15 protein-coding genes are annotated in these 14,371 nt (G+C 71.7%); 7 read left to right on the top strand and 8 right to left on the bottom strand.

The features are described from left to right. Positions 1 to 14 precede the first annotated feature (14 nt). The 4 genes from Q5425_RS10675 to Q5425_RS10690 all read left to right on the top strand — a co-directional run bounded on the left by Q5425_RS10675 (position 15) and on the right by Q5425_RS10690 (position 3,515). Entirely contained in the window at positions 15 to 938 is a 924-nt protein-coding gene (locus Q5425_RS10675) for an ACP S-malonyltransferase (RefSeq protein WP_308671990.1), read from the top strand. Continuing rightward, on the top strand, positions 935 to 1,918 hold the full coding sequence (locus tag Q5425_RS10680; RefSeq protein ID WP_308671991.1) for a beta-ketoacyl-ACP synthase III: 984 nt from the start codon (positions 935 to 937) through the stop codon (positions 1,916 to 1,918). Before Q5425_RS10675 ends, Q5425_RS10680 begins: the two co-directional genes overlap by 4 nt. A 74-nt stretch (positions 1,919 to 1,992) precedes the next feature. Further along, positions 1,993 to 2,238 carry an acyl carrier protein gene (locus Q5425_RS10685; protein WP_004559006.1) on the top strand — a complete coding sequence of 82 codons (246 nt, stop codon included), beginning with the start codon at positions 1,993 to 1,995 and terminating at the stop codon, positions 2,236 to 2,238. 26 nt (positions 2,239 to 2,264) lie between these two features. Then, positions 2,265 to 3,515, top strand: a complete 1,251-nt coding sequence (locus tag Q5425_RS10690; RefSeq protein ID WP_308671992.1) for a beta-ketoacyl-[acyl-carrier-protein] synthase family protein — start codon at positions 2,265 to 2,267, stop codon at positions 3,513 to 3,515. A gap of 53 nt (positions 3,516 to 3,568) precedes the next feature. On the opposite strand, the gene Q5425_RS10695 is transcribed toward Q5425_RS10690, so the two are convergent. Both Q5425_RS10695 and Q5425_RS10700 read right to left on the bottom strand, forming a co-directional pair. Further along, positions 3,569 to 4,162, bottom strand: a complete 594-nt coding sequence (locus Q5425_RS10695) for a hypothetical protein (protein WP_308671993.1) — start codon at positions 4,160 to 4,162, stop codon at positions 3,569 to 3,571. A gap of 31 nt (positions 4,163 to 4,193) precedes the next feature. Then, the gene (locus Q5425_RS10700; RefSeq protein WP_206786553.1) at positions 4,194 to 4,697 is read right to left on the bottom strand and encodes a DUF3145 domain-containing protein; all 504 of its coding nucleotides are present in this window, start codon (positions 4,695 to 4,697) and stop codon (positions 4,194 to 4,196) included. A 268-nt stretch (positions 4,698 to 4,965) separates the two neighbouring features. On the opposite strand from Q5425_RS10700, the gene Q5425_RS10705 reads away from it, so the two are divergent. After that, positions 4,966 to 6,675, top strand: coding sequence for a hypothetical protein (locus tag Q5425_RS10705; protein ID WP_308671994.1), 1,710 nt, complete (start codon positions 4,966 to 4,968; stop codon positions 6,673 to 6,675). Positions 6,676 to 6,678: 3 nt separating this feature from the next. Here Q5425_RS10705 and Q5425_RS10710 read toward each other — a convergent pair whose 3' ends face one another. Beyond that, positions 6,679 to 8,067 (bottom strand): NAD(P)/FAD-dependent oxidoreductase, encoded by a 1,389-nt coding sequence (locus Q5425_RS10710; protein ID WP_308671995.1) that lies wholly within the window; start codon positions 8,065 to 8,067, stop codon positions 6,679 to 6,681. A 138-nt stretch (positions 8,068 to 8,205) separates the two neighbouring features. Here Q5425_RS10710 and Q5425_RS10715 point away from each other — a divergent pair, with 138 nt between their 5' ends. Next, positions 8,206 to 8,766 (top strand): histone-like nucleoid-structuring protein Lsr2, encoded by a 561-nt coding sequence (locus Q5425_RS10715; protein ID WP_308671996.1) that lies wholly within the window; start codon positions 8,206 to 8,208, stop codon positions 8,764 to 8,766. 60 nt (positions 8,767 to 8,826) lie between these two features. Here the strand turns inward: Q5425_RS10715 and Q5425_RS10720 are convergent, their stop codons facing one another. From Q5425_RS10720 to Q5425_RS10740, 5 genes are all read right to left on the bottom strand, one after another. Further along, positions 8,827 to 9,558: a lipoate--protein ligase family protein gene (locus tag Q5425_RS10720; protein ID WP_308671997.1), complete on the bottom strand. Its 732-nt coding sequence runs from the start codon at positions 9,556 to 9,558 to the stop codon at positions 8,827 to 8,829. Further along, complete coding sequence (locus tag Q5425_RS10725; protein WP_308671998.1) at positions 9,555 to 10,943, bottom strand: NAD(P)(+) transhydrogenase (Re/Si-specific) subunit beta; 1,389 nt, start codon at positions 10,941 to 10,943, stop codon at positions 9,555 to 9,557. Before Q5425_RS10725 ends, Q5425_RS10720 begins: the two co-directional genes overlap by 4 nt. Beyond that, positions 10,940 to 11,242 carry an NAD(P) transhydrogenase subunit alpha gene (locus Q5425_RS10730; RefSeq protein WP_013223978.1) on the bottom strand — a complete coding sequence of 101 codons (303 nt, stop codon included), beginning with the start codon at positions 11,240 to 11,242 and terminating at the stop codon, positions 10,940 to 10,942. The genes Q5425_RS10725 and Q5425_RS10730 overlap by 4 nt, the downstream gene beginning before the upstream one ends. Before the next feature lie 5 nt (positions 11,243 to 11,247). Next, positions 11,248 to 12,360, bottom strand: coding sequence for a Re/Si-specific NAD(P)(+) transhydrogenase subunit alpha (locus Q5425_RS10735; RefSeq protein ID WP_308671999.1), 1,113 nt, complete (start codon positions 12,358 to 12,360; stop codon positions 11,248 to 11,250). Positions 12,361 to 12,483: 123 nt separating this feature from the next. After that, complete coding sequence (locus tag Q5425_RS10740; protein WP_308672000.1) at positions 12,484 to 13,107, bottom strand: TetR family transcriptional regulator; 624 nt, start codon at positions 13,105 to 13,107, stop codon at positions 12,484 to 12,486. A 195-nt stretch (positions 13,108 to 13,302) separates the two neighbouring features. Here Q5425_RS10740 and Q5425_RS10745 point away from each other — a divergent pair, with 195 nt between their 5' ends. Continuing rightward, positions 13,303 to 14,370 carry an FAD-binding oxidoreductase gene (locus tag Q5425_RS10745; RefSeq protein ID WP_308672001.1) on the top strand — a complete coding sequence of 356 codons (1,068 nt, stop codon included), beginning with the start codon at positions 13,303 to 13,305 and terminating at the stop codon, positions 14,368 to 14,370. The last annotated feature ends 1 nt before the right edge of the window (position 14,371 follow it).

The following is a 14,371-nucleotide window of genomic DNA, read 5'->3' on the forward strand; positions in this document are numbered from 1 at the left end:
TGTTGTCTTGAAGGGTGACAGCAGCAGTCCTCGCTCCCGGTCAGGGGTCCCAGGCCCCCGGCATGTTCACGCCCTGGCTCGACCTCGACGGCGCACGCGAGCGCGTGGCGCAGTGGTCCGAGCGCGCCGGGCTCGACCTGCTCCGCCTCGGCACCGAGGCGGACGCCGACGAGATCCAGGACACCGCGATCGCGCAGCCGCTGATCGTGGCGCTGTCACTGCTCACCTTCGAGCACCTCCAGGCCACCGCGCCGGTGCCCGCGGACGCGCCGGTCGCCGGCCACTCCGTCGGCGAGCTCGCCGCCGCCGCGATCGCCGGGGTGCTGCAGCCGGCGGACGCCGTCGCGCTCGCCGCCGTCCGCGGCGCCGAGATGGCGAAGGCGTGCGCGCTGGAACCGACGTCGATGGCCGCGGTCATGCTCGGGGACCCCGAGCAGGTCGTCGCGTGGCTCGAAGAGCAGGGCCTGACCGCGGCGAACCGCAACGGCGCGGGGCAGATCGTCGCCTCCGGCGCCGCCGACACGATCGCGAAGATCGTCGCCGAGCCCCTCGAAGGCACGAAGATCCGCGCCCTCAAGGTCGCCGGCGCGTTCCACACGCGGTACATGGCGCCCGCCGAAGAGGCGATGCGCGCCCACGCCGCCGAGCTGACCCCGGCCGACCCGGTCCGCCCGCTGCTGTCCAACGCGGACGGTGCCGTCGTCACCAGCGGCGCCGAGTACCTGGACCGGCTGGTCTCCCAGGTCACCCGGCCGGTCCGCTGGGACCTGACGATGGCGGGCCTGACCGCGCTCGGCGTCACCCACACGATCGAACTCGCGCCCGCGGGCACCCTGACCGGCCTGGTCAAGCGGCAGCTCAAGGGCGTCGTCACCACTATCACCGCGCTGAAGACGCCGGCCGAGCTGGCGGCGCTGCGCCAGGAGGACGCCTCGTGACCGACCGACCCGTCTTGAGCCTCAACCCCGGCTCCCGCGGCAGCCGCGTGCTGGGCATCGGCAGTGCGCAGCCCGAGAAGATCGTCACCAACGACGACCTTTCGAAGATCATGGACACCACCGACGAGTGGATCCAGTCGCGCGTCGGGATCGTCGAGCGGCGGTTCGCCGAGAAGGACGAGTCGCTGACCGACTTCGCCGTCGCCGCCGGCAAGGCCGCGCTGGAAGACGCCCGCGTCGACCCGTCCGAAGTGGACACGGTGATCCTGCCGAACTGCACGATGCCGACGCTCATCCCGAACGCCGCCGCGCAGGTCGCCGCCCGGATCGGCATCCCCAGCCCCGGCGCGTTCGACCTCAACGCCGCGTGCGCCGGGTTCTGCTACGGCCTGGGTGTCGCTTCGGACCTGATCCGGGCGGGCTCGGCGAAGAAGGTCCTGGTGATCGGCGCCGAGAAGCTCACCGACTCGGTCGACCCGACCGACCGGGCCAACGCGATCATCTTCGCCGACGGCGCGGGCGCCGCGGTGGTCGGCGCGTCCGACGAGCCGCAGATCGGCCCGGTCTCCTGGGGCAGCGCGGGCGACCTGGTCGACCTGATCTACATGCGCGACGACAAGTACATCTACCAGGAGGGCCAGTCGGTCTTCCGGTGGGCGACCACGAAGATCGCGCCGATCGCGATGCAGGCGCTGGAGGTCGCCGGGCTCAAGCCGTCCGATGTGGACGTGCTGATCCCGCACCAGGCGAACCTGCGCATCGTCGAGGCGATCGCCAAGAAGCTGCGGGCCAACGGCGCCCGCGACGAAATGGTCGTCGCCGACGACATCAAGTACTCCGGCAACACCTCGTCGGCGTCCATCCCCCTCGCGCTGGACCACATGCGCAAGGCCGGGACGGCGAAGCCCGGCGACGTGGTGCTGGCGGTCGGGTTCGGCGCGGGCCTGTCCTACGCCGGGCAGGCGTTCATCTGCCCCTGACCACCGTTACGCTCCCCGCGGGCACTCGCTCGACGGGCCCAGACCCCCAGATGGACCGAGAAGGGAACTACCCCATGGCTGACAACGCTGAGATCCTCGCCGGCCTCGCCGAGATCGTCGAAGAGGTCGCCGGTGTGGCTCAGGACGACGTCACCGCCGAGAAGTCGTTCGTGGACGACCTGGACATCGACTCGCTGTCGATGGTCGAGATCGCCGTGCAGGCCGAGGACAAGTTCGGCGTCAAGATCCCGGACGACGAGCTCGCCAACCTCAAGACCGTGGGCGACGCCGTGAACTACGTGTCGGCCAACTCCAAGTAAGGCCTTCCCTCCTTGAGGAGACTCCCATGAGCAACATCGACGTCGTGATCACCGGTCTCGGCGCCACCACACCGCTCGGCGGGGACGTGACGTCCACCTGGGACGGTCTGCTGGCCGGGGCGAGCGGGGTTCGCGCGATCGAGGCCGATTGGGTCGAGGAGCTGCAGCTACCGGTCAAGATCGGCGGCATGCTGGCCGTCGATCCCTCGGAAGTCCTGCCGCGGGTGCAGGCCCGCCGGCTGGACCGCTGCGAGCAGGTCGCGCTGATCGCCGCCCGCCAGGCGTGGGCCGACGCGGGGTACAGCGAGCCGACCGACGAGCACACCGACGTCGACCCCGACCGCCTCGGCGTGTCGATCGGCACCGGCGTCGGCGGCCCGGTCACCCTGCTCACCCAGAACGACCTGTTGCACCAGCAGGGTCTCCGCAAGGTGTCGCCGCTGACCGTGCCGATGCTGATGCCGAACGGCCCGGCCGCGCACGTGGGCATCGACCTCAAGGCGCGGGCCGGGGTGCACTCCCCGGCCTCGGCCTGCGCCTCGGGCGCCGAAGGCATCGCCAGTGGCGTGGAGATGATCCGCTCCGGGCGCGCCGACGTCGTGATCGCGGGAGGCGCCGAAGCGTGCATCCACCCGATCACGCTGGCCGGGTTCGCCCAGGCCCGCACCGTGTCCACCCGCAACGACGACCCGGCGCGCGCGTCGCGGCCGTTCGACGCGAGCCGCGACGGCTTTGTCCTCGGCGAGGGCTCCGGCGTGGTCATCCTGGAGCGCGCGGACCTGGCGAAAGCCCGCGGAGCGCGCGTCTACGCGACGCTCGCCGGGCACGGCATCACCTCGGACGCCTACCACATCACGGGCAACCACCCCGAGGGCATCGGCCAGATCGCCGCCATGCGCGCGGCGATGAAGATGGCCGGCGTGACCGCCGCGGACATCGGGCACGTGAACGCCCACGCGACGTCCACTGTGGTCGGTGACATCGGCGAGGCGGCGGCGATCCGCAACGCGGTCGGGGAACACCCGGTCGTGACGGCGCCGAAGGGCGCGCTCGGCCACCTCGTCGGCGGCGCCGGCGCGGTCGAGGCGATCATCACGATCCTGTCGCTCTACCACGGCCTGGTGCCGGCCACCCTGAACCTGACGGACCTGGACCCGCGGGTGCAGCTGGACGTCGTCGCGGGCGAGCCGCGCAAGGTCGAGCTGACCGCGGCGATCAGCAACTCGTTCGGGTTCGGCGGGCACAACACCGCGCTGCTGTTCACCCCGACGGCGTGAGTTTCGCCAGTACGTGAAGAAGGGCCCGGCTCCGGCCGGGCCCTTCTCCGCGTTCAGCACTTCTCGTGTTCGGGCGGCGGTCCGCCGTCGACGGCGGCGATCTTCAGGGCCTTGTCCTCGATCACCATCGGCATGACGAGCCGCCACTTGATGCAGGGCTCGCGGAAGAACGGCGGGGCGTCGGCGAGGTCCTGGCGGCTGGTGAACCCGACCAGGACGCGCAGCGAGTTCCCGGACGAGCGTTCGATCCGGTAGACGAGGGCGTCGCTGTCCTTTGTGGTGCGAACGCCCTTCTTCCAGTCGCCCTGCGGCTGGCCCGCCGCCCGCTCGTCGGTGACCACGGTCGTCCACTGCGCGTACTGCTTGCTGTTGATGGCCTCGAAGTACCTGCGCAGGACCCGCTGAACGGCTTCGGCCTGCGGGTGCGCCCGGGCATCGTCGGACATCCGGACGTCGTCCGCCGGGCCCGGTTCGCCGCCGGTGGACGTGGACGGCGTCGACACCGCGACGGACGTGTCGTCGGCGGGCTGGTCGGGACGGCGGTAGAGCTCGCGCGCGAGCAGGCCGCCACCGACGGTCACGGACAGCACCACGACCACGACGGGCACCAGCCAGCGCTGGCGAGAGCTGGGGGCGGGGGTGGTCACGCCGGAAAGCGTACCGGCCCCCGCCCGTGCCTCAGCCGACCTGGTGCAGCCAGGTCACCGGCGCGCCGTCGCCCGCGTGGCGGAAGGGCTCGAGGGCCTCGTCCCAGCTCGCGGCCAGGAGCTCGTCCAGCTTGTGCGCGAGGGATTCGCCGCCGCGGGTCATGGTGACGAGCGCGCGCAGCTGGTCCTCGCCCACCACGATGTCGCCGTTGGCGCTGGTCCGGCCGTGCCACAGGCCGAGGCCCGGCGCAAAACAGAACCGTTCGCCGTCGACGCCCGCACTGGGCTCTTCGGTCACCTCGAACCGAATCATCGGCCACGCCTTGAGCGCGGCCGCCAATTTGGCGCCGGTGCCCGCGGGCGCGCGCCATCCGCACTCGGCGCGAAGCTGACCCGGACTGGCCGGCTGCGCCGTCCACTTCAGGTCAACGCGGGCACCCAGGGTGCCCGAAATGGCCCACTCGACGTGCGGACACACCGCAGACGGCGACGAGTGGACGTACACCACACCTCGGGTGCTGCCACGGGTGCTCACTGCTACCTCCGCTTGCTCGACGAGGGACGTCTTCCCCTACGCCCTACTCCGAGCTGCAGCGCGGCCTCAGCGCGGCTCCCGAATGCCGCCTCCGATGCGTTGTAGCACATTCTGCACCCCAACCGTGCCGTTTGGCCACATGAACACCACAAGTCACCCGCGGCACACTTTCGGAGGGCAAGCGGCTCCGAGTCCCCGTGTCGCACGGTTCGTTGCGCGGCGCGCGCTAGCGTGTTGACCCGGAACGACGAGCCAGGGAGGGATTGCGGTGCGACTGGTGCGCCTGGAGCGGCAGCAGTCCCGGGTGGCGGACGACATCCGGGCGGCACTGGCGTCCCTGGGCCGCGGCAGCACCGTGATCGGCGGCATCGCCCTGGTCGGCGTCGGCATCGGCGGCTCGGCGGGCGACCGCCCGATCGAGGCGGTGGTGGTGCTCCCGCACGGGGTGCTCATCGTGATCGGGGTGGACCTCCCGGACCCGGCCCTCAGGCTGGAAGCCCCGCTGAGCGGCCCGTGGAAGGCGGACGGCTGGCCGTTGGTGGCGGACGAAGACGCGATCAACCCGGCCACGGAGGCCCTGGACCTCTCCCAGGCGTGCGAAAAGCGGATAGCGTCCCTGGTCCCGGGAACGGCCCCGGTGGCCACGATCATCGCGGTGGGCCCGTACGTGGAGACGGTCGACCAGCCGCCGGCGGACCTGGCGGGCCCGGTCCGGGTACTGCACCCGACACCGACGACGATGCTGGCGGCCACGGTGTCCTTGGCCACGGCCCACCGTCCCCGGTCGGTGGACCAGGCGCGGGCACTGATCCACGGGCTGGCGCCATCGGCCCCGGAGATTCCGGACGAGGTGCTGCTCGGAGAGGGCTTCAGCCGCTTCACGGACGACTCGCCACCGGAGTCCCTTTGGGACGATGGCGCGGCGGGAGTGACGGCGCAGGCACCGGGGGTGGTCGCTCCGGCTCCTGCTGGGACGGTGGCGGCGGTTGCCGCTGCGGCAGCGCCCGCTCCGGTCGAAGCCAAGCCGGAGCCGCCCACCGAAGCCGATCCGGAGCCTCCCGCGGCCGCTCCTTCACCCGCCGATGCGGAAGCGGAACGCACCGAAGTTCTGCCGGAGCCTGCCCGGGAAGAACCAGCCCGACCCGCGGATGCCCCGGCGCGGCCCGTGTTCCCCGGCACCGAGGCCTTGGCCCCCGAGAGCTCTACCGAACCCGCACCGGCAACTCCCGAACCCGCCACGCCCGAACACCCCGCCCCGCAACCCGCCGAGCCCGAGCCCGAGCCGACCCAAGCCACCACCCAGCCTCCCCTGCCGTCGCCTTTCCCGCGTCCCCGGCCCGAACCCGCCCCCGCCCCCGCCCCCGCCCCCGCGACCTCCCGGACCGTCCGCTGGCTCCCCCTGGGCGCCATCGCGGCTCTCGTCGCCTTGGTCGTCGCCGCCATCGCCGTGGCCACCACCGGGGACGGCACCGCCGCCGCGCCCTCCCCCTCGCCCACCCCCGCGACCCAGCCGTCGCCGAGCACCTCCGCCGCCGCTCCCGTGCGGAGCCTTCAGTTCGCTCTCCGGACCGCCGATGGGGATCAGCGGTGTGCCTCGCACGCCTTCGGGGATGCCCAGGCCAGCCTGCAGCGAACCAGCTGCTCCGGCGTCCGGCGCGCCAGCTACGCCGCCACCGTCGACGGGCGGGCCGCCGCCGTCACCGTCGGGGTCGTCGAATTCCCCGATGCCGCGCAGGCCGCCGCCTTCAAGGCCGTCGCCGACACTCCGGGCGGCGGTGGGGTCCTCGACCTCGCCAGCGAGACCGGCCAGTGGGGCGCCACCGCCGTCCCGCGGTTCGAAAACGCCGCCTACGCCAGCAAGCTCGACGGGTCCTCCGTCCGGCTCGTGCAGGCCGTCTGGGCGCCGGGATCGTCCACTCCGGACGATCCCGGCCTGGTCAGGGCCGCGAAAGCCGCCCTCGACCTGCCCGCGCGGTGAACCTCAGAGCCCGTACGCCTCCAGCAGCCGCAGCCACACCTCGCTGATCGTCGGGAACGACGGCACCGCGTGCCACAGCCGGTCCAGGGGCACCTCGCCGACGATGGCGATCGTCGCCGAGTGCAGCAGCTCCGAGACGTCCTGGCCGACGAACGTCACGCCGAGCAGCACGTTCCGCTCCGTGTCGACGACCATCCGGGCCTTGCCCGTGTAGCCGTCCGCGTGCAGCGACGAGCCCGCCACCGCGATGTCGATGTCGACGACGCGGTCCGCCGATCCCGGGCGCGCGTCCGCCAGGCCGACGGCGGCCACCTCCGGGTCGGTGAACACCACCTGCGGCACCGCGTGGTGGTCGGCCGTGGCCGTGAACCGGCTCCACGCCTCCGTGGACACCGGCGTGCCCGCGGCCAGCGCCGCCACCGTGTCGCCCGCCGCGCGGGCGCCGTACTTGCCCTGGTGGGTCAGCGGGGCCCGGCCGGTGACGTCGCCGGCCGCGAACAGCCAGCCACCGTCCACTGCGGACACCCGGCCGGTGTCGTCGGTCTCCAGCGGGTGCCCGGGCTCGATGCCGAAGCGCTCGAGCCCGGCGGTCGCGGGACGGCGGCCGGTCGCCACCAGGAACTCGTCGACGACCAGCGTCGAACCGTCCTTCAGCGTCAACGTCGTCCCGGACTCGCCCGCGGCGACCTTCGAAACACCCGAATCCGTGTGCACCTCGACGCCGGCTTCGCGCAGCCCGGCCAGCACGAGGTCGCCGGCGAATTCGGCGTTGCGCGGCAGCGGCCGCGGGCCGGAGATCACCAGGTGGACCTCCGAGCCGAGCGAAGCGAACGCCTGCGCCATCTCGACGCCGACCACGCCGCCGCCGAGGACGCCGAGCCGGCCCGGCACCGAAGACGCCGACGTCGCTTCGCGCGAACCCCAGGGCCGGATCGTGTCCAGGCCGGGGATCGACGGCTTGCTGGGCACGCTGCCGGTGCAGACGATCACCGCGTGCCGCGCGGTCAGCACGCGGTCGCCGTCGACGGTCACCTCCCGCTCGCCGGTGAGCACGCCGTGGCCGCGGACCGGTTCGATGCCCGCCCCGCGGGCCCAGTCGACCTGTCCCGAGTCGTCGCCCTTGCCGGTGAACCAGTCACGGCGCGCGAAGACCGCCGCCGGGTCGATCCGGTCGCCGACCGGCACCCCGGGCACCCGCTTCGCCGCGGCGAGGAGATTTCCCGGCCGCAGCAACGCCTTGCTCGGGATGCAGGCCCAGTAGGAGCACTCGCCGCCGAAGCGTTCGTGCTCGACGAGGGCGACCTTCAGGCCTCCGCGAGCCGCTCGTTCGGCGGCCACCTCCCCCACCGGACCCGCACCGATCACCACTACGTCAAAAGTCTGTCCAGACATGGGTTCAGCGCACACCACTACGCGGGATCGCGCAAGCCAGCGGTTATCCTCCGTCAGGAAGCTGCAAGTTATCGGCGGCACCGGGTGCCGTCGGACCCGGTGCGCGCGAACACCACGTTCGAGCACGGGAGGTTTGTCGTGGCCAGGAACACGGCTGTGCGGGTGCTGGATGATCTGACCGGCGAGCCCGCGGCGGAGACCGTCGGCTTCGGGCTGGACGGCATCGACTACGACATCGACCTCTCCTTCGCCAACGCCGGGGCGTTGCGCGAATTCCTGCAGCGCTACGCCGACGCCGGCCGCCGCACCGGCGGCCGCAAGAACCGGCCGCGGATCGTCCCCGGCGCCGAGAAGACCGCCCCGGCCAAGACCATCCCGGCCAAAACCACACCGGCCAAAACCACACCGAAGAAGCCCGCGCCGGCGAAGGCCACCCCGGAGTCGGCGGCCGCCAAAGCAGCCCCCGCCAAGGTCACCCCGAAGCCGGCGGCCGCGAAGGCCACTCCCGCCAAGGCAGCCCCGGCCAAGGCCACCACCACCAAGGCCGCACCCGCCAAGGCGAAGGCCACCGCGGTCAAAGCCACCACGAAGGCCGAGCCGGCGAAGCCCACGCGCACCAAGAAGGCCGCAGAGCCGAAGCCCGCCACCCGCGCGGCCGCGCGCAAGGTGCCCACCGTCACGTTCTCGGCGGCCGAGTAAGTCCACACCGGCCGAACCGCAAGGGCGCACTTTCACGTGAAAGTGCGCCCTTGCGTCCGGTCAGGCTGCGCGCTGGGCGCCGTCGGCGTGCCAGGAGGGGTAGCGGTAGCGGGTGTGCAGCAGTGCCCGCTGCTGCACCAGCTCGGCCGGCGACGGCGGCCGGGGCACGAGCGTGCCGAGCAGCTGGGACGCCGCCGCCCGCACCGCCGCCTCGACCGCCGGGAACCCGGGCCGCAGGCCGTGCTCGGCCAGCGACGCCACCGGGCTGCGGTGCGAGTCGAGCGGGCGCGGGTCCGGCGGTGCGCTGGTCAGGTAGCGGCCGACCAGACCCGCGGTCGTCTCGACCAGCAGCGTCGAGTGGGCCAGCAAGCCGGTCCTGGTGCGGAACACGGCGAACCCGCACAGCTTCGCGTCGCCGACGAACAGGCCGCGGTCGCCGATCCGCGGCACCAGCCCGAGCTGGTCGACGGCGGCGCTCATCACCTGACCGAGCGCCTCCAGGGGCCGGTCGGCCGGGCCGGGCAGGACCAGCGTCACGTTCAGGTTGCCCGGGTCGTGGAACACGGTGCCGCCGCCGCTGGCCCGCCGCAGCACCGGGACACCGTCACGCTCACACTCCGAAACGCGTACCTCGCGCGCGATCCGCTGCCCGCGCCCCACCACGACGCAAACCGGGTTGCGCCAGAGCCACAACACGGGTGACCCGGGCGCAACCCGGAGGAGCGCTTCGTCGAAAGCGAGATTCTCGGCCGGATCCGTGAACGCCGCACGAACATCCGACCCGGTCGTCATAGCGCCTTGAGTTCCTCCACGATCTCGCCCACCGACGACTTGGCGTCCCCGAAGAGCATGCTGGTCTTCGGATCGTAGAACAGGTCGTTGTCGATCCCGGCGAACCCGGAGCTCATCCCGCGTTTCAAGACGATCACGGACCGGCTCTCGTTCACCTTGAGGATCGGCATCCCGTAGATCGGCGAGCTCGGGTCGGTCTGCGCGGCCGGGTTGGTGACGTCGTTCGCGCCGATCACCAGCGCGACGTCGGTCTGGGCGAACTCGGAGTTGATCTCGTCCATCTCCTTGAGCTGCTCGTACGGCACGTCGGCCTCGGCGAGCAGCACGTTCATGTGCCCGGGCATCCGGCCGGCCACCGGGTGGATCGCGTAGGCGACCGTGATGCCCTTCTTCTCCAGCAGCTTCGCCATCTCGCGGACGGTGTGCTGCGCCTGCGCCACGGCCATGCCGTAGCCGGGCACGACGACGACCTTGCTCGCGTAGGCCATCTGGATCGCGGTGTCGGCCGCGCTCGTCGAGCGCACCGGGCGCGCTTCCTTCGTCCCGCTGCCCGCGCCGACCGCCGGCCCGCCGCCGAAGCCGCCCGCGACGATCGCCGGGATGGACCGGTTCATCGCCTTGGCCATCAGGTTGGTCAGGATCGAGCCGGACGCGCCGACGATCATGCCGGCCACGATCAGCGCCGTGTTGTCCAGCGCCAGGCCCATCGCCGCGGCCGACAGCCCGGTGAACGCGTTGAGCAGCGAGATCACCACCGGCATGTCCGCGCCGCCGATCGGCAGCACCACGGTGAGGCCGAGGATGCCCGACGCGACGAGCAGCCCGACGATCAGCAGCCAGGAGTCGCCGCCGGCGACGATGGCCACCGCGCACGCGAGCGCGACCAGCAGGAGCAGCGCGTTGACCGGCTGCTGGAGCTTGCCCATGGTGATCGGGCGGCCGCTGATCAGCTCCTGGAGCTTGCCGAACGCGACGTTCGAGCCCCAGAAGGAGATCGACCCGATGATCGCGGCGAACAGGGACGCGATCGCGATGTACGCCGGTTCGTGCGCGTAGCCGTCGGTGGAGTTGAACTCCACCCACGCGATGAGCGCGACCGCGCCGCCGCCGACGCCGTTGAACAGCGCCACCATCTGCGGCATCGCGGTCATCTTGACCTTGCGCGCCGACGGCACGCCGACCACCGCGCCGATCGCGACGCCGAGCACGATCAGCAGCCAGTTGCCCATGCCGGGGGTGAGCAGGGTGGCGATGACGGCGATGCCCATGCCGGCCGCGGCGATCCAGTTGCCGCGGACGGCGGTGCGCGGGCCGGTGAGGCCCATCAAGCCGTAGATGAAGAGGGCGAACGCGACGATGTAGAGGATCGCGACGAAGTCGGTCACTTCTCGTCCTCCTCACCGGCGGCGGGTTTCTTGGCCTTGAACATCGACAGCATCCGGTCGGTGACGAGGAACCCGCCCACGACGTTGATGGTGCCGAAGGCGATCGCGATCACGAGCAGGATCTTGTTGAACACCCCGTCGACGCCGAGGCCGAGCACGACCAGGCCGCCCAGCAGCACGATGCCGTGGATGGCGTTGGTGCCGGACATCAGCGGCGTGTGCAGGGTGTTGGGCACCTTCGAGATGACGGCGAAGCCGACGAACCCGGCGAGCACCAGCACCGCCAGGTTCTGCACCAGAGGACTCACGACGCGCTCCCTTCGCGCCCGGCCACGCAGGCACCGGCGACGATCTCGTCCTCGAAGTCCAGCTTCAGCTCGCCTTCCTTCGTCACCAGCAGCTCCAGCAGCTCGGTGACGTTGCGGGCGTAGAGCTCGCTGGCGTGCGAGGGCATTTCGGCGGGCAGGTTCAGCGGGGCGGAGATGGTGACGTCGTGCTCCACGACGTCCTCGCCCGGCCTGGTCAGCTCGCAGTTGCCGCCGGTCTCGCCGGCGAGGTCGACCACGACCGACCCGGCGGGCATGCCCTTGACGGCGTCCGCGGTGACCAGCGTCGGCGCCTTGCGGCCCGGGACCAGCGCCGTGGTGATCACGACGTCGAACTTCGTGATGGCTTCGGTGAGCCGCCGCTGCTGCTCCTCGCGCTCCTCGGCCGTCAGCTCGCGGGCGTACCCGCCTTCGCCGACGGCTTCGATGCCGAGGTCGAGGAACTGCGCGCCCAGCGACTTGACCTGCTCGCCGACCTCGGGCCGCACGTCGTAGCCGGTGGTCTGCGCGCCGAGCCGCTTCGCCGTGGCCAGCGCCTGCAGGCCGGCGACGCCGGCGCCGAGCACCAGCACCTTGGCCGGCGGGACGGTGCCGGCCGCGGTGGTGAGCATCGGGAAGAACCGCGGCAGCTTCTGCGCCGCGAGCAGCACCGCGCGGTAGCCGCCGATGCTGGCTTGCGACGACAGCGCGTCCATCGCCTGGGCCCGGGAGATCCGCGGGACCGCCTCCATCGCGAAGGCGCGCAGGCCCGCCTCTTCGAGCTTCACGAGCCCGTCCGGGTTGCCGCGGGGGTCGAGGAAACCGACGAGCACGGCACCCCGGCTCAGCTTCGCGACTTCCTCCGGCGAAGGCGGGTTGACCTTCACGACGATCGGGGCGCCCCACGCGTCGCCGAGTTCGGCGCCCGCTTGGGTGTACGCGTCGTCACTCAGGTGCGCACCGGCCCCGGCGCCCGGTTCGACGACCACGCGCAGCCCGCGCTGCACGAGCCGGCCGACCAGTTTGGGCACCACGGCCACCCGCCGCTCCCCGGGGCGTGACTCGGCCACCACACCCACGGTGAGCTGCTGACTCTGTTCGCTGTCCGTCACACGACCTCCTCATCGGCGAGGCACGATCCGAGGGTTGTACCACGCCGGACCGACAGTCCCCAGTGACGAGGGTCGCAAGTCTGCGGGTTGTGCCGGGAAGTACGAGCGCCGTGCGGGAAACGTTCAGGTCGTTTTCCAGTGCGGGACGCCGAGCAGGATCAGGCGCAGCCGTTTTTCCGCCGTTCCGGTGATTCTTGCGTCTTCACCGGGCCGGGCTTCCAGCAGTTCGACAATGGTCGTCAGCATCACGGAAACGATCAAGTCGGCCAGCATGTGCAGGTCTTCGGTGCTCCAGGACCGCAGCGGGGCCAACCGGGCGAGGTCGATCGCGAGGTCGCCGGAGAACATCCGCAGTTCGACGCCGATCGCGCGGGCGAGCGGGCCGCCGCCGTAGCGTTCGCGGGTCAGGAACCGGAAATGGTCCTCGTTCGCCCGGACGAATTGGTGCACCGTGGCCACCGAGGCGCTGATCATCCCCTGGTAGGTGTCCGGGTCGGTGCGGGCCGAGCGCATCATGCCGCGCAGCGTGCGCGTCGCCTCTTCGACGAGTGCGACGCCGAGTTCCTCCATCGAGGCGAAGTGCCGGTAGAAGGCCGTCGGGACGATGCCGGCGCCTTTCGCCACCTCGCGCAGGGAAAGGCTGGCGAACGGCCGAGCGGCCAGCAGCTCCAGCGCGGTGTCCAGCAACGCCTGGCGCGTGCGCAGTTTGCGCTCCTGGCGGCTCACGGGCGTCAGTGGTTCGGACACGGGTTCCAGCGTACGGACTGCTTTTGGGGGTGCAGGGGGCCTGCCCCCTGCCGGGGGTCGGGGCGGAGCCCCGCTCAACACAGCGTCCACCGCGTTGCTCACGTCACATCCTCGGGGTCTCGCGTTGACAGGCAGTCCACTCCTGCAGTGCACTATTGAGTGTACAGTCGTTCACTGTAACCGAGGAGGTTCCCGATGACGGCGCTCATCCCCCGGCGGGTGCGCGGCCTCGCCTCGCTGGCCGAGGCGCTGCTGACGCCGCACGGGATGGACCGGTACCTGGAGCTCGTCGACCCGATGCTGGTCCGCCGCGAGATCCGCGGGCTGGTCACGGCGGTGCGCAAGCAGACGCCGGACACCGTCACCCTCACCGTCCGGCCCAGCCGCGCGTGGCCCGGCTTCACCGCCGGCCAGTACGTCCGCTTCCAGGTGGAGATCGACGGCGTCCGGCGCACCCGGTGCTATTCGCCGTGCGGTTCGCAGTACGACGGCGAACTGGAGTTCACGGTCAAGGAGCAAGGCCTGGTGTCCGGGCACCTGAACCGCTCGATCGGCGTCGGCTCGGTCGTCAACCTGTCCACTCCGGACGGTGGCTTCACCTTGCCCGCCGAGCGGCCGGACCGCGTGCTGCTGATCGCCGGCGGGAGCGGCATCACGCCGGTCCTCGCCATGGCCCGCACGCTGGCCGACGAGGGCCACGCCGGCGAGATCGTGTTCCTGCAGTACTCGAACGGCCCGGCCGACGCGCTGTACCGCACCGAACTGGCCGAGCTCGCCGCCCGGCACCCCGGGCTGCGGGTCGTCCACGCGTACACCCATTCGGACGGCGGTGACCTGAACGGGTTCTTCTCGCCGGAGCACCTGGCGCGGGTCGCCCCCTGGTTCCGCGACGCGGAGGCGTTCGTCTGCGGCCCGAAGCCGCTGATGGACGCCGTGCGCGAGGAGCTGGGTGAACGCGTGCACACCGAAGAGTTCACGCCGCCGGCGCTGACCTTCGACACGGAGAACGCCGAGGGGCAGGTCCGGTTCAAGCGCAGCGGCCGCGAGTGCGCGAATTCGGGGAAGCCGTTGCTGGAGCAGGCCGAAGAGGCCGGGCTCTCGCCGGAGCACGGCTGCCGGATGGGCATCTGCTTCTCCTGCACCCAGCTCAAGACCGCCGGGCGCGTCCGCAACGCCAAGACGGGCGAGATCTCCGGCGAAGAAGACGAGGAAATCCAGCTCTGCATCTCCGTCCCGGTCGGGGACGTCGAGATCGACGCTTAGG

The sequence above is a fragment of the Amycolatopsis sp. A133 genome, assembly GCF_031082405.1.
Taxonomy (GTDB): Bacteria; Actinomycetota; Actinomycetes; order Mycobacteriales; family Pseudonocardiaceae; genus Amycolatopsis.

What these genes read in the sequence shown, in the direction of transcription:
- Q5425_RS10720 (WP_308671997.1), bottom strand. Translation starts at nt 9,558, where the DNA reads ATGACGACCGGGTCGGATGTTCGTGCGGCGTTCACGGATCCGGCCGAG.
- Q5425_RS10690 (WP_308671992.1), top strand. Translation starts at nt 2,265, where the DNA reads ATGAGCAACATCGACGTCGTGATCACCGGTCTCGGCGCCACCACACCG.
- Q5425_RS10685 (WP_004559006.1), top strand. Translation starts at nt 1,993, where the DNA reads ATGGCTGACAACGCTGAGATCCTCGCCGGCCTCGCCGAGATCGTCGAA.
- Q5425_RS10745 (WP_308672001.1), top strand. Translation starts at nt 13,303, where the DNA reads ATGACGGCGCTCATCCCCCGGCGGGTGCGCGGCCTCGCCTCGCTGGCC.
- Q5425_RS10710 (WP_308671995.1), bottom strand. Translation starts at nt 8,067, where the DNA reads ATGTCTGGACAGACTTTTGACGTAGTGGTGATCGGTGCGGGTCCGGTG.